The organism is Clostridium sp. ZBS15 (genome assembly GCF_023845705.1).
In the GTDB taxonomy this organism is placed as follows: domain Bacteria; phylum Bacillota; class Clostridia; order Clostridiales; family Clostridiaceae; genus Clostridium; species Clostridium aquiflavi.
Genome location: NZ_JAMQHY010000035.1, coordinates 53,053 through 74,927 on the forward strand (window position 1 = coordinate 53,053; position 21,875 = coordinate 74,927).

Here is a 21,875-nt window from a genome sequence, read left to right on the forward strand (position 1 = left end):
GCATTTTAACCAAGTACTTTTTTTATTGCTTCTAATACTCTATCAGCTTGGAATGGTTTTACTATAAAATCTTTTGCTCCTGCTCTTATTGCCTCCATAACCATAGATTGTTGCCCCATTGCAGAACACATTATTATTTTTGCACTTGGATCAAATTCTTTTATTTGTTTAACTGCTTCAATACCATCAACATCAGGCATTGTTATATCCATTGTTACAACATCTGGTTTATCTTTCTTATACATTTCTACTGCTACTGCACCGTTACTTGCTTCTCCAACTATTTCGAAATCATTCTTTTCTAATATATCCTTTATCATCATTCTCATAAACGCTGCATCGTCTACTATTAAAACTTTAGCCATTTAAATCTCCCTCCAAAATTAATTTACTCCAATTGATTTTAATATTTTCTCTAATGAGCCCGGCATTGGAACATAATAAAAATGTGCTCCAATCTCCTCTTGAGTATCATCTAAGAAAACTGTCTCTATGTCAAGTATATTTTCTTCATATTGACAAGATTCTATGAATGTTGTTGTTAAAATTGCACTAATCATATCATATGCAACTGCAGGAACTGATGGAATTATCTTAAGATTAGTGAACTCAGCTATTGCATTCATATATGACCCTGTAATTATGTTAGTTATTTCACATAAAACTGATTTTCCTAGTTCACTAGTAATTTCTTCCTCACAACCTGCTAATCTTTCAATCATAGTTTTAGCTCTATTGGCATTAAAAATTAAAAGAATATTCCCTGAAATATCTCCAAGTACTCTAATAACAATCCCTGCAACTTCTTCTTCACTATTCAATTCAATAATATCTTCAAGTTTTACTATATTTACTGATGGTACTGTCATATCTATTTTTTCAGATATCATTACCGAAAGAGCAGTTGCAGCATTTCCAGCACCAATATTAGATACTTCTTTTAGTGCATCTAATTGCATACTATTGAAGTTGGCATATTCCATTTCATACCTCCTATAAAATTATACTATAATAATGCTCCCACATCTAATATTAAAGTAACTAGGCCATTACCTAATATAGTTGCTCCAATGTACTGATCTAATCCCTTTAATGTTTCACCAAGAGGCTTAATTACGATTTCTTGTTGACCAAGTAATGAGTCTACTAGTAAACCTATAGTTTTATCACCAACGTTTACTATTATAACAAATTTCTTTTCAGTTTCACCAGCCTCAATATCTAATGTTTCATTAAGTCTTACTAACGGAATTACATTTTCTCTATAAATTATAACTTCTCTTCCATTACTTGTCTTTATATTTTCTTCTTTATAATCTATTACCCTATCAATAAATCCTAAAGATATGGCAAGAGTTTCTTCCCCTATCTTTACAAGTAAAGCTTGTATTATTTGTAATGTTAACGGAAGTTTTATTACAAATGTTGAGCCTTCACCCTCTTTACTAAATACATCTACTGTACCACCTAGAGATGAAATCTTTGTTTTAACAACATCCATTCCAACTCCTCTTCCAGATATATCTGTAACAACTTCATTAGTACTAAAACCTTGAGCAAAGATTAAATTCTTAATATCATTGTCTGACAATCCTTCAGTATTTATTCCCTTTTCTTCTGCTTTAGCTTTTACTCTTTCAACATTTATTCCAGCACCGTCATCTACTACTTTTATAAGTGCTTTAGTTCCTTCTTGATACGCAACTAATTTAACTGTACCAACTGGATTCTTTCCTGCTGCAATTCTATCTTCTTTAGATTCAACACCATGATCTGCAGCATTTCTTAATAAATGTATTAATGGTTCACCAATTTCATCTATAACAGTTCTATCTAATTCAGTTTCAGCACCCTCTATGATAAAGTTTATCTCCTTATCTAATTCTATTGAGACATCTCTTATCATTCTTGGGAATCTATTAAATACAGTATCTAATGGAAGCATTCTAATTTTCATAACTAAATCTTGAAGATCAGAAGTTGTTCTTCCTACTTGTTCTAATGTCTCATTTAATTCTGGTGATTTATGATCCATTACTATTTGTTCAAGCCTTGTCCTATAAATAACAAGCTCTGAAACCATATTCATTAAGTTGTCAATTCTTACTAAATCAACTCTTACTGATTGATGAGCTTTTTTAGAATCTTTTTTAACTGAATTTGTTTTCTTTGCTCTACTTTCAGCTTTAGGTGCTGGTTTATTTTCCTTAACTTCTTGAGTTATAGGTTCAGATTTTTTTTGTTCATTTTCTTCTATTTCTTTAGCTAAAATCTCATTATTGATTTCCACCATAGAAACTTCAACTTTTTCAACTTCTGATATATTAGTTACTATGTTAGTTATTTCTTCAATTGTATTATGTGTTACTAAGATAAAGCTTAAATCTAAATCAAAGTCTTCATTTTCTATTTCCTCAGTTGAAGGCTTAGATTTTAAGATTTCACCATGATCTTCAAGATCTTTTACAATTAAAAAAGCTCTTGCTGATTTAAGTAGTGTATGTTCATTTATCTTGATTTTTACTTCCATTACATTGAATTCTTTTTCTTTTGCTTGTTTAATTACTGATAAATCATATTCATTTAATTCAAACGAAGAGTCCTTATCAACAATATCTTTAATTTCAACTTCTGTTGAAATTTCTACATTTTCAGTTTCTTTTTTAATTGATATATTTTCTAGTGCTTTTATAATATCTTCTATATCTACACTTTCTTCTGAAGAACTTTGAATATTATCTATCATTCTTTCTAATGTATCTAAGCAATCAAATAGCACAGTTACAACTTGTTGAGTTACATTTAACTCTCCATCTCTAAATTTAGCTAATACATCTTCCATTTTATGAGTTAACTCTGCAACATCATTAAATCCCATAGTGGCAGCCATACCTTTAATTGTATGTGCTACTCTAAATATTTCATTAACCTTATCATTGTCTTCTGGATTTTGTTCTAAATCTAAAAGTGATTCATTCAAAGTTTGAAGATTATCTAAAGATTCTTCTAAAAACATAGTCATATATTGAGATGTATCCATATTATCCCTCCTTATATCTTTTTATAAATAAAGGTAGATGCTTTTTCAAAACCATATTCTTTATAATTATAAATGCTTTCAGTAGCACCAACAAATAAAAGTCCACCTTTTTTTAATGAATTACTAAATCTTCTATAAATATTCTCTTTAGTATCATTATTAAAATAAATAACAACATTTCTACAGATTATTAAATCAAAGTTAGTATCATATCTATCTAAAATCAAATCATGCTTCTTAAAAGTAACCATTGATTTGATTTTATTACTTATATAGTATTTATCGCCCTTATTCTCAAAATATTTACTTAAATCCTGATTTTTAATGTTTTTTATTTCATTATTAGTATATTCACCTATTTTAGCTTTAGATAAAATTGTATTATCTATATCTGTAGCAATTATGTTGTGTCTCCCTCTTGGCGCTATTTTATCTAACATCATTGAGATAGTATAAGGTTCACAACCAATTGAACATGCAGCACTCCAAATTTTTAAATTAGGATTATTAGGTAATAAATCTTTTGTTATTCTATTTTCTAAATCATCAAATAATTCTGGATTTCTAAAAAACTCTGTAACATTTATTGTTATAAAATCTAAAAACTTTTGTCTTTGAACTGGATCACTTTTTATAACTTTAGTGTATTCATCCAAAGATTTAATTCCAACTCTACTCATCAAACTATCAATTCTTCTATTAAGTTGATCTGGTTTATATGCTGATAAATTTATACCTAATTCTTTATGAACCCATTTATGAAAACCATTAAAATCCATACTTTCCTCCTAACGTTTTTTTACAATTTTAGTTACTTCATCACATATATTATTAAGTGGTAAAACTAAATCTACTTTACCTGTTTCAAATGCAGCTTTAGGCATTCCGTAAATAGTACACGTTGATTCATCTTCTGATATTGTAATTCCACCATAATCTTTTATATTGCTTGTACCTTTAGCTCCATCTCTACCCATTCCTGTTAAAACTACAGATATTAAATTACCTCTGTATGCTTTTATAGCTGAATCAAAAAGTTTATCTACAGCTGGTCTAACTCCCCATATTGGATCTTCCTCATTAAGATGAATTTTACCATCTGTACCAATGGTCATATGATAACCACCCTTAGCAATATATATCACATTACTTTCTATTTTTAAGCCTTCTTCACCTTCTACGACTTTAAGATTACAGATCTTATCTAATCTCTCAGAAAAAGCTTTTGTGAACCCTTGTGGCATATGTTGGACAACAAATATTGGTACTCCAATATTTGCTTCAAACTTAGTTAATAATTGTTGAAGTGCCTTAGGACCACCAGTAGATGCACCAATAACAATAGCATCAATTCTCTTATTTTTAATTGTAACCACATTTATATGTTCAGATTTTTTAAAATCTTTTACTTTTGTGTCGTTATACAAATTAGTATTTTTTATTATAGTCTTAGAAGTATCTATTGATTTATTGCTTGTTCTAATTCTTATACCTCTTTTAGATATACTCTTAATTTTTTCAATAAGATTTTCTTGAACTTTTCTTATGTCTAAAGATATACTTCCTGATGGTTTAGTAACAAAATCAATTGCTCCATTTTCTAAACATTCCATTGTTTTTTCTGAACCTTTTGTTGTCAAACTACTTAACATTATTATTGAATAGTTCTTATTTTTTTTATGTAATTCTTTTAATGTTTCTAATCCATCCATTTCAGGCATTTCTAAATCCAATGTTATAATATCTGGATTAAACTTATCAACTTTTTCAATAAGTTCTTTTCCGTTTCTTAATTTAGCTACAACTTCTATTTCATTGTCTTCTTCTATTATTTCTGATATCATTTTTCTCATGAAAGCAGAGTCATCAACAACTATAACTTTTATTTTACTCAATGTATTCACCTCTTTATAATTCCACAATTCCTATCCCCACTATTTTTAGTGTAACTTTGCCATCTAAAGCATCTAAAATCATGGTTCTTCCTTTGTTTCCGCCTACATCTTCGGCAATTATTTGAATTCTTTCTTCACTTAATGATTTCTTTACAGCTTGTATATTTCTCTTTCCTATGTCACCAACCATACTTTTGTCTGAAAAACTAAACATAGAAGCTCCACCAGCTATTTTAGCTATTAAATTCCTCTTTTGACAACCTTTTGCTTCCATTTTTTTTATTAACAACGGAATTGCTAAATCAGCAAATTTCATTGGATTTGTCACATTTTTAAATTGTGTGCTATCAGGAAGCATTATATGAGATAATCCTGCTAGCTTGCTTCTTCTATCATATAATGCTATCCCTATGCATGAGCCTAAGCCTATTGTCATTATTTTACCTGGTGAAGATACTAGATTTAAATCTGCTATTCCAACTTTAACGTCTGTATTCTCCATTTTACCCCCTAAAATATACTTTGTTCTTCCTCTATAGATAAAATTTTATCTACATCTAAAAGTATTACTATATTCTTATCTAATCTTATCAAACCATTAATATAACTTCTTGATAATGTAGTTGTTATTTCAGGAGAAACCTCTATTAATTTACTATCAATATCTTTTACTTCATAAACATTTTCTACAATTATTCCAAACTTGTTATTGTCTTTTTTTACAACTATTATTTTTTTTTCTTCTGATTGTTCATCATTTCCTAGATTAAACTTTGTTGATAAGCTTATTATAGGTAATATGCTTTCTTGATAATTAATAACCCCTTTTACAAATCTAGGTGAATCTGGAAGAATTGTTGGTTCTTCATATCCTAAAATTCTTTCTATATCTTTTATATCAGAAGCATAATATTCATTATTCAAACCAAATATTAATATCTTCATTTCATTCATTGACATTATACCTTGACCTCCTACAATAGAAATTTATCTACTACTATCATTCCATCTTTTCCTAAATACGCTTTTACATTTTTTGATGCTACATCTAATGTAAATTGTTTTTCACCAAAACAAAAAACTGTATTTTGATATGCTATATCTGCTGTTATAACTCCTTTTTTAGATACTTCTAACCTAGTAAGTACGCCAGCTATACTTCCAACAGTCTTTAACTTAATTTCATCTTTGGCATGTAGTATTCCACCCCTACACACTGCTCCAGCTTGTGTAAATTCAATACTGTTTAAAGATGTTATTTTCGATACATATTGTCCTTTTCCAGTTATAAATATACTACCAGATGCTTCTATTGTAGAGTCTTGAGCATAGTCCATATACACATCTACTGGAATAACTATTTCTTCTTCTAATACTTCTATTTCATTTACTATCATATCTTTCAGCTCATAAAGCTCAGAATATTTTTTTATTTTTATAGGACCTAATCCTAGAATTTTTTTTCTAATAAAAGCTATCATATCATTATCAGTTGAGCTATTATTTTTCTCAAAACTTACTATAAGCATTGATAATCTAGGAATATTTTTAAATTTGCTTTCTATTAATATTTTAATAATTTCTCCATCTGATTGATTATTATCTAAAATATTCTTATCTTTTATTTGTTTTGTGTAACTAATTAAAGACTCTATTATACTATCGTACTGTTTTAATATTTCTAAATGCTTTTTTTTATCAATATCATTTGCGCCTGCACTTACTTTTGAATTCAGTATATTGGCATATATGTTAACTTGTCCACTTGCTATGATAGTCGCTTCTTCTACATTTTTTCTTACTGTTACTGAATTTCCTGCTTTTACTTGCGTTCCACTCTTTATACTTCCACTTATTTCAACATCTCCAATAAAATCTATATTCCCAGTTTTTATATCTACATCTTTTAATTCATATATTTTATTGACACTGTAAACTCCAGATTTACATGATGGTCTTCCTTCTATTGTTGAAATAACTTTGTTCTCCTCTAGCTTACATCCAGAACCAATTTTTATATTTATTTTTTTCGTTGTTTTTCTCTTGATTTCTTTTCCAAAGATATTCTTTCCATCTTTACCTTGTATCCCTTCTACTTTTTCTGCTAGTATCTGTCCAGCGCTTATATTAGATATTGAATACATATTTCTATAATCTATCTTTGCATTTTCATCTTTTAAAATTTTCTTTTTATCACTTTCAAAAAATACTTTAACTGTATCAGGAATATCTTCTACAACTTTATCACCTTGAGCAATTAATTCATTGCTAACGCAATCATCTTTACTTATTTCCTTTATTCTATCATTTAGTAATCCATAAACAATATTATTCTCTTTTAAAATTGTTAATAGTTCATCATAGGTATATTTAGGTGGATATTCACCTTTTTTCTTTTTTGTTTCTAATTTAAGATCTCTACAACATGATTTATCGACTAACTCAAAGGAATATTCAGGAAAATAATTTATTGTTATATATGCTTCCATTTTCTCTTCTGAAGTAGTTATATCTATTTTTCTACTACTTTCTTTTGTCACATATTTAACTTCTATATTATCTAAAGCAGTAACTGCTGTTTTTGATATACATTCTTCTCCATTTATTAAAAGTTTAATTCCATTACATGGATGTATCATTACAGTTTCATTAGATTCATAGTCTAAGTTTTCAATTATTATTTCCCCATTTTCTACTTTTATCCCTTTATGAGTTTCATTTTCTTTATTACTCAATTTTTCATCTACTGTTAAATCATTAACTTTATTAATTTTATTAATTTTATTAATTTCATTAACTTTAGAAACTTGTATTTTTACTTTTTTCTTAAAAAAAATATTTTTTTGAGCAATAATAGTATATTCTAAGCACTCTTTTGGTACTTTTAATTCATTTGATGCTTTTTCAAGACATCCTTCTAATGTTGTAGCTGAAAATATTAAACTCATAAAATTCAACCCCTATAAAAAATAATCTTTTTTTTAGTATATCATATAGGAAAATAATTTTATATATAATACACTGTAATTAATTACTTTTAATGTAACTAATAATCTTATTATTATAATATTTAATCAGCTTGTTAATAATTTCATTATTATTTATCTTTATTGAATCAACTTGATTTATTGGCAATATTTTTGGAGATGTTCCTGATATAAACATACCATCTAACTTTTTTATATCAGAGTATTTATAATTCACCTCTTCTACCTTTATGCCATTTTCAATAGCTATATCTATTATTTCTCCTCTAGTTACTCCAGGTAACACTGCTTTAACTGGTGATGTTAATAAAACATCATCCTTTATCATAAATATATTTGATTTACTGCCTTCAGTTATATATCCATTTCTATCGACTAATATAGCCTCATACGCATTACTTTCTTTTATTTTAATATTTACTTTTTCTCTAAAGCTTAAATTAACTATTTTTGCATTTGGATTATCTCTTTCACCAAAATATAAAATAGTTTTTACTCCATTTTGATACATTTTTTCATTTGGATATGAATGATTAATAAAGAATATTCTCATTACTTTTTCATTTACATTATAGGTGATTTTTACATTCCCCTCTAATTTCTCATTTTCTCTAACTAAATTTTCTATATCTTTTCTTATTTTAAAATTTTCTAAACAACAATCAACATTTATAAGTTTAAATGAGTTCTCCATTCTCAATAAATGATTTTCTAAAAATAATGGCTTTCCATGGATTATTCTTAGAACTTCATATATCACTTTTCCTGATGTTTCAATATCTTTTAAACTATTTATTCCTTTTATCTTAGAGTTTTCAACAAAAAATTTATTAATTGCTTCCATACTACATGCCCCTTCTATACCGAAAATTATTTCCACCTTAATATTTCTATATCATGATTTTTCTTATAATTAATCAGATATGGCTTTCCAACCAAATCTAAAAGTGGTTTATCTGATAATGAATCTGAAAACATATATGACTCTTTAAAATCCACATCTATTTTTTCTTCTTTAAGTATCTCTTTTAATCTTCTTACCTTTTCTTCACCTTTACAGTTAAATCCATCCATTTGCCTTAAGAACTTTCCATCACTAAATTTAAATTTAGTTCCTATTACTCTATCCACTTCTTTAACACTATAAAATTTATTTATATAAAATTCAGGCGATGCTGATATTAAATATATATCATACCCTTCAGATTTAAGTTTTTTCATCATATCCATAGCATCACTATATAAAAGATTGCTTAGTTTTTCTGTATAAAAACTTTCAACAACTTTATCTAATTCATCTTCACTTATTCCATCTATAAACTTTAAGAACTTCTCTTTCACCATTTTTTCATCATAAAATTTCAATAAATACATTATTCCACAATATAGTGCTCTTGGTAAAAATCTAATAGCCTTTATATCTTTCTTTATATAATACTTAAAAAACTCCATAAGTGTTTCTTTTTTTGTAATTGTATAATCTATATCAAAAATTGCAATTTTTTTCATATCCAAATTCTTTCTCCTTAATTATAATTGCTATAAAACACGCTTGTTAGTTTAAAGTTAAGAGCTAAGAGTTGATAGTTCTCACCTCTTAATTCCACCCATCTATAATCTTAGATTTTATCACCCCTTTAGCCTAGAAAGATTCTATATAATAATTTTCTTCAAAAAAACCCCATGTTTTCAACAAGAGGTTTTTTAAATATTACTATATTAAAATCTATCTACTTTATTTTACTTAAGAATATAGATAATCTATCTATCCCCTTTTCTATTATATCCATTGATGTTGCATATGATAGTCTTATATAATTTTCTAATCCAAATCCACTACCTGGTATAACAGCCACTTTTTCTTCTTCTAAAAGTACCTTTGAAAATTCAACTGAATTAATTATATTATGCCCTTTAAAAGTGGTATTTAAATATTTTTCTATATTAACCATTATATAAAATGCACCATTCGGTCTTAAAATTGAAAGCTCATCTATTTTGCTTAATTTATCTAGCATAAAGTTTCTTCTGCTCTCAAACTCCTTCACAATCTTATCTACTTCTTCTTCAGAACCAGTAAGAGCTTCTATTGAAGCATATTGAGTTATAGAGTTAACATTTGATGTCATATGACTTTGAATACTAGTCATAAGTTTAGTTATTTTTTCATCAGCAGCAACATATCCTAGTCTCCAACCTGTCATAGCATATGTTTTTGATACTCCATTTATAACTATTGTTCTTTTATATGAATCTTCATTTAAACTTGCTATACTTATATGTTCTTCATTATCATATATTAATTTTTCATATATTTCATCTGAAATTATAAATAAATCATGTCTTTTAGCAAAATCCGCAATTTCTTTAAGTTCTTCTTCATGATAAATAGTTCCTGTTGGATTATTAGGACTATTTAATAATATTGCTTTTGTCTTACTAGTAACACATTTTTCTAAATCTTCTATTGTATATTTATAATTGTTTTCTTTTATAGTCTCTACAAAAACGGGGACTCCATCTGCTAATTTAACAAGTTCAGGGTAGCTTACCCAATAAGGTACGGGAATAAGCACTTCGTCTCCAGGATTTAAAATTGCCATAAATACATTAGCTAAACATTGTTTTGCACCTGTAGATATAGTTATTTGACTTGGTTTATATTCTAAATTATTATCTTTCTTAAACTTTTCACAAATAACTTCTTTTAATTCTAATATTCCACCTGCTGGAGTATACTTTGTTTTACCTTCCTCCATAGCTTTTATAGCAGCATTGATAATATTTTGTGGTGTATTGAAATCAGGTTCTCCTGCTCCAAAACTAACCACATCTACGCCCTCATTTTTTAATGCCTTTGCTTTTGCTGTAATTTCCAAAGTAATTGATGGACTAATATTTTCTGCTTTTTTAGATAGTTCCATTTTTCTTTCCCCCATTTATTACATATTATGCATTAGTATTAATATTATATACAATAAAATATAACATTAATACTTTGAGTTGTAAATTAAAAAAATCGTCAAAGCGACTTTAGATTTGTCGGTTCTTTTAGCCATACACCCTTTCCAAACGCAGTGCAGGTAATATTAATTCTCTAAATAATAAAATAGACTTTAGTAATGTTACTAAAGTCTATAAAAATATTATAGGAACATATAAGAAAATAATAGATCAAATATACATGTACACTGATGTATTATTTTTTTAAATGTGACTTATTCTTCTGATCCTACTGATTCTTGATAATAAGCTGATACTCTGTCGAATTCTTCTTCGTCAGGAACTACAAGTTCTTCTCCATCAACTCTAAAAAGATACATTGAACCATCTTCAGCATTTTCAGCTAATACGTATTCTTTTCCTTCAACTTCGAATGCATCAACAATTGGACATGAAACTACATTTCCGTTATCGTCTTCTAAATCTACAACGAAAGATTCTTCTTCTCCACATCCGCATCCACAGCCTTCATGATCGTGATCTCCACATCCACAACCTTCATGATCATGATCGTGTCCACCGCATCCACAAGTGTCGTGTTCTCCACATCCACATTTTTCTAAATCTTTATCCATAATTTAATTATCCTCCTTGCTAACAACTGTTGCTTTCTTCCATACTAATTCTACCCTTAAATGACTAAAATTAAAACCCCAAATAAAAATTATTTATTTTTTAGCTATTTTTTATTATTAAGCACAATTTAAACTTGTACCTGTAAAATTTTACACCCCAGGGGTAAACACAAAAAAGGATGACCATTTCTTATGGTCACCCTTTTTATTAAAACTTACTAAACATAATTCTATTGTTCAGCTAATTTCTTGTATCCTTCTAATCTTTCCATTGCATCAGTGTAAGTCTTTTCAAATAATGCTTCTGCAGCTTCTGGGAATGCTTTAGCAAGTGAAGCGTATCTTACTTCACCCATTAAGAATTCTTTAAAGTCAGCAGTTGGAGCTTTAGAATCTAATGTGAATGGGTTCTTAGTTCCCTTTAATTCTGGATTGAATCTGTACATTGCCCAGTATCCACATTCAGTTGCTCTCTTAGCTTCTAATTGGCTGTTACTCATACCAAGCTTAATTCCATGGTTTATACATGGAGCGTAAGCTATGATTAATGATGGTCCCTTGTAAGCTTCTGCTTCTGCAATAGCTTTAAGAACTTGATTTCTATCAGCTCCCATATTGATTTGAGCTACATATACGTAACCGTAAGTCATAGCCATCATTCCAAGATCTTTCTTCTTAGTTCTCTTACCTGCAGCAGCAAATTTAGCTATTGCAGCTGTTGGTGTAGATTTAGAAGATTGTCCACCTGTGTTTGAGTAAACTTCTGTATCAAATACAAATACATTTACATCTTCTCCTGAAGCAAGCACGTGGTCAACTCCACCGTATCCGATGTCGTAAGCCCAACCGTCTCCTCCGAAGATCCATTGAGATCTCTTAACGAAGTAGTCTTTTTCAGCTAAAATTTCTTTAGCAGCTTCTGTACCAGATTTTTCTAAAGCAGCAACTAATTTAGTAGCTCTATCTCTAGTTCCAGCACCTTCGTTCATGTTATCTAACCAATCTTGTAATTCAGCTTTAGCTGGATCATTGGCAGCTATAGCAGCTTCTGCTCTTTCTTGGATTCTTTCTCTTATAGCTCTAACTCCTAAGAACATACCTAATCCATATTCAGCATTATCTTCGAATAATGAGTTAGCCCAAGCTGGACCATGTCCTTCTTTATTCTTAGTATATGGAGTTGAAGGTGCAGATCCACCCCAGATTGATGAACATCCAGTTGCATTAGCGATCATCATTCTATCTCCAAATAATTGAGTTATAAGCTTAGCGTATGGAGTTTCTCCACAACCAGCACAAGCTCCTGAGAATTCAAGTAATGGTTGCTCAAATTGGCTACCCTTTACTGTATTTTTGTTCATTGGGTTCTTTTTAGCTGATACTTCATCTACTAAGTAATCCCAAACTTCGATTTGATTGTGTTGGCTTTCTTGTGGTTTCATAACTAATGCTTTTCCTGGAGCAGGACAAATTTGAGCACAGTTTCCACAACCAGAACAATCTAGTGGTGCAACACCCATAGTGTAGAATAATTTTTCTTCACTCTTAAGAGCTTTAGCATCAACTATTGTTGCATCAGCAGGTGCAGCATTCTTTTCTGCTTCATTTAATAATATTGGTCTTATAGAAGCATGTGGACATACTAATGAACATTGGTTACATTGAATACATTTTTCAGCATCCCATACAGGAACATTAACTGCAATTCCTCTCTTTTCGAATGCTGCAGTACCTGCTTCAAATGTACCATCTTCCATTCCAACGAAAGCAGAAACTGGAAGAGAATCTCCTTCTTGTCTGTTCATTGGAACAACTATATTCTTAACGAATTCTGAAGCATTCTTAAGTGGAGCTACTTCTTCGTCTTTAACAGTCTTCCAAGCTTCTGGAATCTTGATTTCAACGATAGATTCAACACCCTTATCGATTGCTGCGTTGTTCATATTAACAACTTTTTCACCCTTCTTACCATAAGAAGTTACAACTGAGTCTTTTAAGTATTTAACAGCATCTTCAACTGGGATAATGTTAGCTAACTTGAAGAAAGCTGATTGCATTATCATGTTGATTCTTCCGCCAAGACCTATTTCTTGAGCTATAGCAACAGCATTTAAAGTATAGAACTTAATATTGTTGTTTGCCATAAATCTCTTATATGCAGCAGGTAACTTTTCTTCTAATTCTTCTGGAGTCCAGATAGTATTTAATAAGAAAGTTGCTCCTGGTTTTAATCCTTCTAATACGTTATATTTATGAACGTATGATTGATTAGAACAAGATACAAAATCTGCTTTGTTGATTAAGTATGGAGACTTAATTGCCTTCTTACCAAATCTTAAGTGAGATACTGTAATTCCGCCTGATTTCTTTGAATCATAGAAGAAGTATCCTTGAGCATACATGTCTGTATGGTCTCCAATGATCTTTATAGCACTCTTGTTTGCTCCAACAGTACCATCTGATCCTAATCCCCAGAACTTACAAGCTGTAGTTCCTTCTGGAGTAGCATCTATATCTTCAGTTACTTCTAATGAAGTATTTGTAATATCATCAACGATTCCTATAGTGAATCCATTCTTTGGTTCAGCTTTTGCTAAGTTATCATAAACAGCAGCAATATGAGCTGGATTTGGATCTTTTGATCCTAAACCAAATCTTCCGCCAATTATAACAGGAGCATTTTCTTTTCCGTAGAATGCATTTCTAATGTCTAAGTATAATGGTTCTCCATCAGCACCTGGTTCTTTAGTCTTATCTAAAACAGCGATTTTCTTAACAGTGCTTGGAATAGCAGCTATTAATTTTTCAACTGAGAATGGTCTGTAAAGTCTTACTTTAACAAGACCAACTTTTTGTCCATGTGCATTTAAGTAATCTACAGTTTCTTCAGCTACATCTGTTACTGAACCCATTGCTATAACTACTCTGTCTGCATCTTTAGCACCATAGTAGTCGAAACAATGATATTCTCTACCAGTTATTTTAGTGATTTCAGCCATATAGCTTTCAACCATATCTGGTAACTCATTGTAGAATTTATTTACTGATTCTCTTTCTTGGAAGTAAATATCAGCATTTTGAGCTGTACCTCTAGTTACAGGATGATCTGGATTTAAAGCTCTTGCTCTGAAAGCTTTAACAGAATCCATGTCAACTAATTTAGCTAACTCATCATATTCTAATACTTCGATTTTTTGAATTTCGTGAGAAGTTCTAAAACCATCAAAGAAGTTTAAGAATGGTATTCTAGATTTGATAGCAGTTAAATGTGCTACTGCTGATAAATCCATAACTTCTTGAACTGATCCTTCAGCAAGCATTGCAAATCCAGTTTGTCTTGCTGCCATAACGTCTTGGTGATCTCCAAATATGTTTAATGAAGATGTAGCTAGAGCTCTAGCTGAAACGTGGAATACTCCTGGTAACATTTCACCTGATATCTTGTACATATTTGGTATCATTAATAATAAACCTTGTGAAGCTGTGTAAGTAGTTGTTAATGCTCCAGCTTGTAAAGAACCGTGAACTGCTCCAGCAGCACCTGCTTCTGATTGCATTTCCATTACTTTAACAGTTTGTCCAAATATATTCTTTCTTCCTTGTGCAACCCATTCATCAACATGTTCTGCCATTGGTGATGATGGTGTTATTGGATATATTGCAGTTACTTCTGTGAACGCATAAGATACGTGAGCTGCTGCAGTATTACCATCCATAGTTTTCATTTTTCTCATCGCGTGACCCCTTCTTTCTATTATTAAAAAAATGTTAAATTAAAAATTTAACAATGTATTATATTATAAAAGTAAGTCTTGATGACTTACTTAATAAACACTATTATTTAGCAAGTTTTTTACCTAGCAATTGTGCATTTTCTAAATTTTCTTTTGTTGGGAATTCTTTTACAACCAATTCTCCAATGCAATTAAATCCATATGATTTCATTGTATTAGACCATAATTTAATAAACATATCATTTGTCCATCCATGACTCCCAAACAAAATACATTTTTTATTATCAATAGATAAACCCTTTAAACTATCAATAAATGGTTGCATTTCCTGTTCTTCTATATTATTTTGGTCCATTGCAGGACTTCCAAATGCTACAGAATCTGCTTCTAAAACATCATTAATAGTCGCATCAGCAACATGTTTTAAAGTTACCTTTGCTCCAGATTCCTCAGCGCTATCCGCAATCATATTCGCAAGTATTTCTACACTACCACCACAACTCCAGTAAATGATTGACACTTTTTTCATAAATAGCACCATTCCTTCCAGCACACAATAAATAGTCATTATTATAGTACATTATAATTGTACTATAAATTAACTTACACACTTTATTATATATCACATAATTTTTTTTGCAAGTTTTGATTATCTAAAATTGATTAATTATCCAATTTATTCATTAAAATATTTATGCCTATTAATATTTTTATCCTTTAATACTTTTTAATATCACTTCTATAATTAAATCAATACTATTTTTTCCATTCATATTATTCATTGCATTAATTATAGTTTTTTTATTAGATTTTAATTCTAGAATCTTATTACATAATGTATCATTTATAAGTTCTTCTTCATTTAACACTAAAGCATATCCCTCTTTTTTAAATGAATTTGCATTTAAGATTTGATCACCTCTGCTAGCTTTTTTAGAAAGCGGTACTAAAAGCATTGGTTTTCTTAACGCTAAAAATTCAAATATTGAATTTGCTCCAGCTCTAGATACTATATAATCAGCTGTATTCATTAAATGTGGTAATTCTTCTGATACATATTCAAATTGTTTATAACCAGATTTATTTAGAAAATTATTATCTAAATTCCCCTTTCCACAAATATGAATAATATTAAAATTTCTCAACAATAAATCTAAATTGCCTCTTATTTGATCATTTATTATTTTAGATCCTAAACTTCCACCCATTATTAAAAGCACTTCTTTTTCTTGTTTAAATCCACAAATCTTTAGGCCTTCTTCTCTACTTCCATGTAAGATTTCATTTCTTATAGGACTTCCTGTGAGTACTCCTTTATTATCTTTTATAAATTTAAGACTTTCTCTAAAAGTTACACATAGTTTGCTGCAAAAAGGTGCACTTAATTTATTAGCAAGACCTGGAGTCATGTCAGATTCATGTGCTACAACTGGTATTTTTCTTAAATGTGCAGCTATAACAACTGGAACAGCTACAAAGCCACCTTTTGAAAATACTACATCTGGCTTTTCCTTCTTTAATATTTTGTTTGCATCTTTAATTCCTTTTAACACTTTAAAAGGATCAGTAAAGTTTTTTAAATCAAAATATCGTCTTAACTTTCCTGATGATATCTGAAAATATGGAATATTATTATTTTTAATTATTTCTTTTTCTATCCCATTTTTACTTCCAATATATTTAACTTCAAATCCATTTTCTTTAAGTGCTGGTACTAAAGCTAAATTAGGTGTTACATGCCCCGCAGTACCTCCACCTGTCATTATTACTTTATATTTATACACCAAAACTCATCCTTTCATTATTACTAAGAACAAAAGTAGCTAAGCCACTATTTGTTTGTTGAAGTTCTTTCTAATCTATATTACATGATCTTTTTAAAATCACATTATTCTATATAATACTTTTTAATTATAATAATTCTACTTATACATTATAACTATTAATTCCTATTAGTCACCATAAAAATACACTTATTGTTTATAATTCATCAGAAATATTTTAAATTAATTCTTTTAAATAGCCTATATTTTAGCAGAGTGCTGATATATGCATTTAAAACAGAGCCTTTAAATAAAATATTTCATCTTCTATTTTTTATTTGTATGTACTAATCAAATCCTTATTTACCGTAATTTATATATTATAAAATCGGATTTTTTACACAAGCTATAGACATAAAGGAGGTGATAAATATGAATAATAACAGCGGATATAATAATCCTATAGTTCCAGAAGCTAAAGGGAAGTTAGCACAATTCAAAAATGAAGTTGCTAATGAAATGGGTGTACCATTTAAAGAATATAATGGAGACCTAAGTTCAAAACAATGCGGAAGTGTTGGTGGAGAAATGGTTAAAAGAATGGTAAAACAATATGAAAATAATCTATAACTATTTAACACTTCTATAAAAAAGTGTCTAGACCACATTTATTAGTTGAAAATTGAAAGTTGAGAGTTCAGAGTTTCGTTTCAAATTTAAAAGTTTTCTAAAAATATATATTTTAGAATTTTATCAAAGATTTTTTCTTTTACTCTCTACTCCTGGCTTTCAATTATCAACTAATTTCTATGTCATTCTTACTTATCTCAATTTTTTAAAGTTTAAAAATTCTATAATTTCTTTTGTGCCTTTCATTATGGAGTTTTATAAAGATTAGTATTCCTATTAGAAACCAGAAAATTTCATAAACATATCTAAATATTAAATAAATTCTGAAAATATTCTGAAAATAGTATTGTTTTTTATTTAACAATGTAGTATATTATACCTATAAAGTTAAATAAAAACTTTAATTGCTGTTTATAGGTTTATATTTTTATATTATCAATATAAAAACTGTATTATTTATGACAATATAAGCATATAAATAACACATATTAATCAATATCATATATTTACTAGAAAATTAGTTATTATTAAATTTATATTATATAGTATTCAACAATATAATATAAGAATATTATATAAGATATTGATAACTTTTACACTACAAAAGCAAACGTTTTTTTATAAATTTATTTGTTAATAAAATAACATTCATTAGCTAGGAGGATACTTTTATGAATTATTCAGAACAATTAAAAAACAAAACTATAACTGTAGAAAAAGCTTTATCACTTGTAAAATCAAATGATGAAATAGTTACTTCATTAGGACCTTGTGAAGCAACTTTGTTCATGTCAAAACTTCATGAAATAAGAGACAGAGTAGAAAATGTAAGTGTAGTTAGTATGCTTAGTGCTTTAGATTATAAATATCATACAGACCCAAGTATGGCTGGACACTTTGTAAATGAATCTACATTTTTTGCTGGACCAGCTAGAAAAGCTCATTCAACAGGTTTAGTTTCATATATACCAACTCATCTTAGATATGCTGGTATCAATAGACTTGATTATAAAACACCTAATATATTCGTTGGTGCTGTTACACCAATGGACAAGCATGGTTTCTTCTCATTATCACTTTCTACTGTATATGAAAGAGATTCTTTAGAAAAAGCAGATGTAGTTATATTCGAAGTAAACAAAAATTTACCTAGAATATTTGGAGATACTTCAGTTCATATAAGCCAAGTAGATTACTTGTATGAAAGTAATGAAAAAGTACCAGAATTATCTCCTAAGGAACCTTCTGAAAAGGATTTTATAATCGGTCAATATATCGCAGACTTAGTAGATGACGGTGCTACTATTCAACTTGGAATTGGCGGAATTCCAAATGCTGTTGCTAAATCATTAATGACAAAGAAAGACTTAGGAATACACACTGAAATGATTACTGAAGGTGTAGTTGATTTATTTGAAGCTGGAGTTGTTAATAATAGTAAGAAAACTCTTCATAAAAATAAAATCATAGGTGCTTTCGCATTCGGTTCTCAAAGATTATATGACTTTTTAGATGATAATCCTTGTATTGAAATGAAGAGATGCTCTTATGTAAATAATCCTTATACTTTAGCTAAAAACAATAAGATGACATCTATAAACACATCTCTTTCTGTAGATTTAACTGGTCAATGTGCTTCTGAAAGCTTAGGCTTTAAACAATACAGTGGAACTGGTGGACAAACTGACACAGGAATTGGTGCACAAATGAGTCCTGGTGGAAAATCTATAATCGCTCTATACTCTACTGCTAAGAATGGTACTATTTCTAGTATTGTACCTAGTCATTATATGGGTGCAGCTATTACATATTCTAGAAATGATGTTCAATATGTTGTTACTGAATATGGAGTTGCTAACCTTCGTGGAAAAAGCATTAGAGAAAGAGTTGATAGCTTAATCGCTATAGCTCACCCTGACTTTAGACAAGAACTTAAGAAGGAAGCTGTTAAGAATAGAATTTGGTAGAATAAAATTTGGTAAAGGAAGTGCTAATTATGGATGATAGAAGTAAATTAAAGGAAATCCTAAGCAAATTGGATTCTATTAACAACAAAGTTAATAATATTCAATATCAAATTTTCCAAACAAGTGAATATTCTGATAATGGTAGCTATATAGATTTTTTATATGACACTTATACAGAGTCACTTATAGAAAATGTTTGTCAGGTAATAGGTGATTAGTTTTATTATAAAGATGGATAAGTAGGAATGTATTTTTCTACTTATCCATTTTCAATTGTAAAATAGCTGTGTTTTAAATATTGCTAATCTTAAAACTACTCACTTATATTTTTATAATACAAATTTATCTATAATTTTGTATAACTATTTGAATGTTTATATTTCCATTGTATTCATTTATGCTTGGATAAAATATTAGATCTAAATTTATTGAATTAAATTCCCCATCATATAATTTTTGCAGTTCTTCATAATTATATTTCTTAGTTATATATTCTTCAAATTCTTCAATATCCCCAAAGTAAATTGATTCTATTACTCTTCCATTGGAAGTTTTCAATTTTATTTTTAATACGTTTTTATTTTGTCCAAGTACCATAGCTTTTACCGCATTGATATTTTTTGCTCCAAACAATGGTTTGGAATTTCCCTTTCCAAAAGGCTCTAAAATCTCCAAATCATTTATCATATCATAATTAATATTTTCTAATCTCAAAGGTACATCAATTGTTACTTTAGGAATAAGCTCTTCTTCTGTTAATTTAGTATTTATATTAAGTCCTTTTCTAAGTAAGTCTATATTACTTTCTTCTAAAGACAGCCCAGCAGCCATTGGATGCCCCCCAAACTTATTTAATAAGTCCTTACATTTTAACAATTCTTCAAACATATTATATTCTTCTATTGATCTTCCAGAACCTTTTACACCATCTTCCGCTTTTGTAAGAATTATTGTAGGAACATTATATCTTTCTCTTATTCTTCCTGCTATTATTCCTGCCAAACTTTCATGAACTTCAGGAATATATATAACAAATACCTTATCATCTTTCATAGTACTGCCTTCTATAATTTCTACAGCTCTTTCCACACCATCCCTAGTCATGCTTTTTCTTTCATCATTTAATTCAACTAACTCTTTTGCTAAACTCAAAGCTTCCTCTTCATTTTCACATAATAATAATCGTAATCCCTTTTTAGCTGAATCTAATCTTCCTGATGCATTTATACATGGTCCTATAACAAAACCCAAATGATAAGTTGAAATTTCCTTACCATCCATCTTAGTTTCTTTCATTAAATATTTTAATCCTAAATTGGTAGTATTGTTTATCATCTTTAATCCATTTTTAACAAATATTCTATTTTCATCAATTAAATCTACAACATCACACACAGTTGCTATGGCAACAAATTCTATTAGCTTATAAAGTTCTTCCTTAGAAATATTAATTTTTTCATATAAAACTTCAATTAGTTTAAATGCCACACCAGCACCACATATTTTATCAAATTTATATCCGCACTCAATTTGTTTAGGATTAATTATTGAATCTGCTTCTGATGATATAAAAGTTCTATCTCCTTTTTCATCTTCAACAAAAGGAATGTCATGATGATCTGTTACTATCACTGTCATACCTAACTCTTTAGCATATTTTATCTGTTCTATTGCAGAAATTCCATTATCGCATGTTAATAAAGTATCTACTTCATCATTCTTAGCTTCAAGTATTATTTTTTTATTTATACCATAACCATCTTTTATTCTGTCAGGTATTTCATAATCAACATTGGCACCACATTTTTTAAGCGCTGTATATAATATATAAACACTTATTACTCCATCAACATCATAATCACCAATTATTCTAATTTTCTCTTTAGAATCTATTTTTTCTTTTAATATTTTAGTAGCCTTTTCTATATCCTTCATCTTATATGGATCGTGAAAGTTACTATAAATAGGATTTATATAATTTTTTATCATATCTTCTTCTACAATATTTCTATTTATCATTAATCGAGTTATTAATTCACTAATACCATATTTTTCAGATATATTCTTATAATCGGCTTTAATATTTTTTACAAACCATCTTTCTTTCATTTTATCCCCTCACCTTTTACAAATAATAACAAACAATCCACAACTTCACTTAAACTTCATGTTAAAAAGTGGATAAAATTGTGGATTGTTTATATTTGGCTATATTTTAGCAGAGTGTTGATATATGCATAAGCAAAGTGGACTGAATAATTGAACTTAGGAATGCTAAAAT

General features: G+C 28.9%; 19 protein-coding genes. 3 read left to right on the plus strand and 16 right to left on the minus strand.

Annotation, left to right across the window (positions count from 1 at the left end; translation table 11 throughout):
• Positions 1 to 5: 5 nt before the first annotated feature.
• From NG904_RS10465 to murG, 15 genes are all read right to left on the minus strand, one after another.
• The gene (locus tag NG904_RS10465) at positions 6 to 365 is read right to left on the minus strand and encodes a response regulator (RefSeq protein ID WP_252231550.1); all 360 of its coding nucleotides are present in this window, start codon (positions 363 to 365) and stop codon (positions 6 to 8) included.
• An 18-nt stretch (positions 366 to 383) separates the two neighbouring features.
• Positions 384 to 983: a chemotaxis protein CheC gene (locus NG904_RS10470; protein WP_205449212.1), complete on the minus strand. Its 600-nt coding sequence runs from the start codon at positions 981 to 983 to the stop codon at positions 384 to 386.
• A gap of 23 nt (positions 984 to 1,006) precedes the next feature.
• Positions 1,007 to 3,040, minus strand: coding sequence for a chemotaxis protein CheA (locus tag NG904_RS10475; protein ID WP_205449211.1), 2,034 nt, complete (start codon positions 3,038 to 3,040; stop codon positions 1,007 to 1,009).
• Positions 3,041 to 3,051: 11 nt separating this feature from the next.
• On the minus strand, positions 3,052 to 3,819 hold the full coding sequence (locus tag NG904_RS10480; protein ID WP_205449210.1) for a CheR family methyltransferase: 768 nt from the start codon (positions 3,817 to 3,819) through the stop codon (positions 3,052 to 3,054).
• Between the two features lie 9 nt (positions 3,820 to 3,828).
• Positions 3,829 to 4,935 carry a protein-glutamate methylesterase/protein-glutamine glutaminase gene (locus NG904_RS10485; RefSeq protein ID WP_252231551.1) on the minus strand — a complete coding sequence of 369 codons (1,107 nt, stop codon included), beginning with the start codon at positions 4,933 to 4,935 and terminating at the stop codon, positions 3,829 to 3,831.
• Positions 4,936 to 4,948: 13 nt separating this feature from the next.
• Positions 4,949 to 5,437 (minus strand): chemotaxis protein CheD, encoded by a 489-nt coding sequence (locus tag NG904_RS10490; protein WP_205449208.1) that lies wholly within the window; start codon positions 5,435 to 5,437, stop codon positions 4,949 to 4,951.
• A gap of 8 nt (positions 5,438 to 5,445) precedes the next feature.
• Complete coding sequence (locus NG904_RS10495; RefSeq protein WP_205449207.1) at positions 5,446 to 5,895, minus strand: chemotaxis protein CheW; 450 nt, start codon at positions 5,893 to 5,895, stop codon at positions 5,446 to 5,448.
• Positions 5,896 to 5,909: 14 nt separating this feature from the next.
• Positions 5,910 to 7,883: a flagellar assembly protein A gene (locus NG904_RS10500; RefSeq protein WP_252231552.1), complete on the minus strand. Its 1,974-nt coding sequence runs from the start codon at positions 7,881 to 7,883 to the stop codon at positions 5,910 to 5,912.
• A 79-nt stretch (positions 7,884 to 7,962) separates the two neighbouring features.
• Positions 7,963 to 8,766 carry an aminotransferase class IV gene (locus NG904_RS10505; protein WP_252231553.1) on the minus strand — a complete coding sequence of 268 codons (804 nt, stop codon included), beginning with the start codon at positions 8,764 to 8,766 and terminating at the stop codon, positions 7,963 to 7,965.
• A gap of 26 nt (positions 8,767 to 8,792) precedes the next feature.
• A complete protein-coding gene (locus tag NG904_RS10510; protein WP_252231676.1) occupies positions 8,793 to 9,431 on the minus strand; it encodes an HAD-IB family hydrolase in 639 nt (212 codons plus the stop codon).
• A 221-nt stretch (positions 9,432 to 9,652) separates the two neighbouring features.
• A complete protein-coding gene (locus NG904_RS10515; protein WP_252231554.1) occupies positions 9,653 to 10,846 on the minus strand; it encodes a pyridoxal phosphate-dependent aminotransferase in 1,194 nt (397 codons plus the stop codon).
• 294 nt (positions 10,847 to 11,140) lie between these two features.
• Entirely contained in the window at positions 11,141 to 11,500 is a 360-nt protein-coding gene (locus NG904_RS10520) for a DUF1292 domain-containing protein (protein WP_252212691.1), read from the minus strand.
• A gap of 230 nt (positions 11,501 to 11,730) precedes the next feature.
• Positions 11,731 to 15,234 (minus strand): pyruvate:ferredoxin (flavodoxin) oxidoreductase, encoded by a 3,504-nt coding sequence (nifJ, locus tag NG904_RS10525; RefSeq protein WP_252212692.1) that lies wholly within the window; start codon positions 15,232 to 15,234, stop codon positions 11,731 to 11,733.
• 103 nt (positions 15,235 to 15,337) lie between these two features.
• Complete coding sequence (locus tag NG904_RS10530) at positions 15,338 to 15,763, minus strand: flavodoxin domain-containing protein (RefSeq protein WP_252231555.1); 426 nt, start codon at positions 15,761 to 15,763, stop codon at positions 15,338 to 15,340.
• 181 nt (positions 15,764 to 15,944) lie between these two features.
• Positions 15,945 to 17,018: an undecaprenyldiphospho-muramoylpentapeptide beta-N-acetylglucosaminyltransferase gene (murG, locus tag NG904_RS10535; RefSeq protein WP_252231557.1), complete on the minus strand. Its 1,074-nt coding sequence runs from the start codon at positions 17,016 to 17,018 to the stop codon at positions 15,945 to 15,947.
• A gap of 411 nt (positions 17,019 to 17,429) precedes the next feature.
• Between murG and NG904_RS10540 the strand changes: the two genes are divergently transcribed.
• The 3 genes from NG904_RS10540 (at position 17,430) to NG904_RS10550 (ending at position 19,812) form a co-directional block, all read left to right on the plus strand.
• A complete protein-coding gene (locus NG904_RS10540) occupies positions 17,430 to 17,627 on the plus strand; it encodes an alpha/beta-type small acid-soluble spore protein (protein ID WP_252212695.1) in 198 nt (65 codons plus the stop codon).
• A gap of 671 nt (positions 17,628 to 18,298) precedes the next feature.
• Positions 18,299 to 19,594 carry an acetyl-CoA hydrolase/transferase family protein gene (locus NG904_RS10545; protein ID WP_252231559.1) on the plus strand — a complete coding sequence of 432 codons (1,296 nt, stop codon included), beginning with the start codon at positions 18,299 to 18,301 and terminating at the stop codon, positions 19,592 to 19,594.
• Between the two features lie 29 nt (positions 19,595 to 19,623).
• Positions 19,624 to 19,812, plus strand: coding sequence for a hypothetical protein (locus NG904_RS10550; RefSeq protein ID WP_252231561.1), 189 nt, complete (start codon positions 19,624 to 19,626; stop codon positions 19,810 to 19,812).
• A 124-nt stretch (positions 19,813 to 19,936) separates the two neighbouring features.
• On the opposite strand, the gene recJ is transcribed toward NG904_RS10550, so the two are convergent.
• A complete protein-coding gene (recJ, locus tag NG904_RS10555) occupies positions 19,937 to 21,703 on the minus strand; it encodes a single-stranded-DNA-specific exonuclease RecJ (RefSeq protein ID WP_252231563.1) in 1,767 nt (588 codons plus the stop codon).
• Positions 21,704 to 21,875: the final 172 nt, after the last annotated feature.

Coding starts and splice junctions, on each gene's coding strand:
- NG904_RS10465 (WP_252231550.1), bottom strand. CDS start 365: ATGGCTAAAGTTTTAATAGTAGACGATGCAGCGTTTATGAGAATGATG.
- NG904_RS10470 (WP_205449212.1), bottom strand. CDS start 983: ATGGAATATGCCAACTTCAATAGTATGCAATTAGATGCACTAAAAGAA.
- NG904_RS10475 (WP_205449211.1), bottom strand. CDS start 3,040: ATGGATACATCTCAATATATGACTATGTTTTTAGAAGAATCTTTAGAT.
- NG904_RS10480 (WP_205449210.1), bottom strand. CDS start 3,819: ATGGATTTTAATGGTTTTCATAAATGGGTTCATAAAGAATTAGGTATA.
- NG904_RS10490 (WP_205449208.1), bottom strand. CDS start 5,437: ATGGAGAATACAGACGTTAAAGTTGGAATAGCAGATTTAAATCTAGTA.
- NG904_RS10495 (WP_205449207.1), bottom strand. CDS start 5,895: ATGTCAATGAATGAAATGAAGATATTAATATTTGGTTTGAATAATGAA.
- NG904_RS10500 (WP_252231552.1), bottom strand. CDS start 7,883: ATGAGTTTAATATTTTCAGCTACAACATTAGAAGGATGTCTTGAAAAA.
- NG904_RS10505 (WP_252231553.1), bottom strand. CDS start 8,766: ATGGAAGCAATTAATAAATTTTTTGTTGAAAACTCTAAGATAAAAGGA.
- NG904_RS10510 (WP_252231676.1), bottom strand. CDS start 9,431: ATGAAAAAAATTGCAATTTTTGATATAGATTATACAATTACAAAAAAA.
- NG904_RS10515 (WP_252231554.1), bottom strand. CDS start 10,846: ATGGAACTATCTAAAAAAGCAGAAAATATTAGTCCATCAATTACTTTG.
- NG904_RS10520 (WP_252212691.1), bottom strand. CDS start 11,500: ATGGATAAAGATTTAGAAAAATGTGGATGTGGAGAACACGACACTTGT.
- nifJ (WP_252212692.1), bottom strand. CDS start 15,234: ATGAGAAAAATGAAAACTATGGATGGTAATACTGCAGCAGCTCACGTA.
- NG904_RS10530 (WP_252231555.1), bottom strand. CDS start 15,763: ATGAAAAAAGTGTCAATCATTTACTGGAGTTGTGGTGGTAGTGTAGAA.
- NG904_RS10540 (WP_252212695.1), top strand. CDS start 17,430: ATGAATAATAACAGCGGATATAATAATCCTATAGTTCCAGAAGCTAAA.
- NG904_RS10545 (WP_252231559.1), top strand. CDS start 18,299: ATGAATTATTCAGAACAATTAAAAAACAAAACTATAACTGTAGAAAAA.
- NG904_RS10550 (WP_252231561.1), top strand. CDS start 19,624: ATGGATGATAGAAGTAAATTAAAGGAAATCCTAAGCAAATTGGATTCT.
- recJ (WP_252231563.1), bottom strand. CDS start 21,703: ATGAAAGAAAGATGGTTTGTAAAAAATATTAAAGCCGATTATAAGAAT.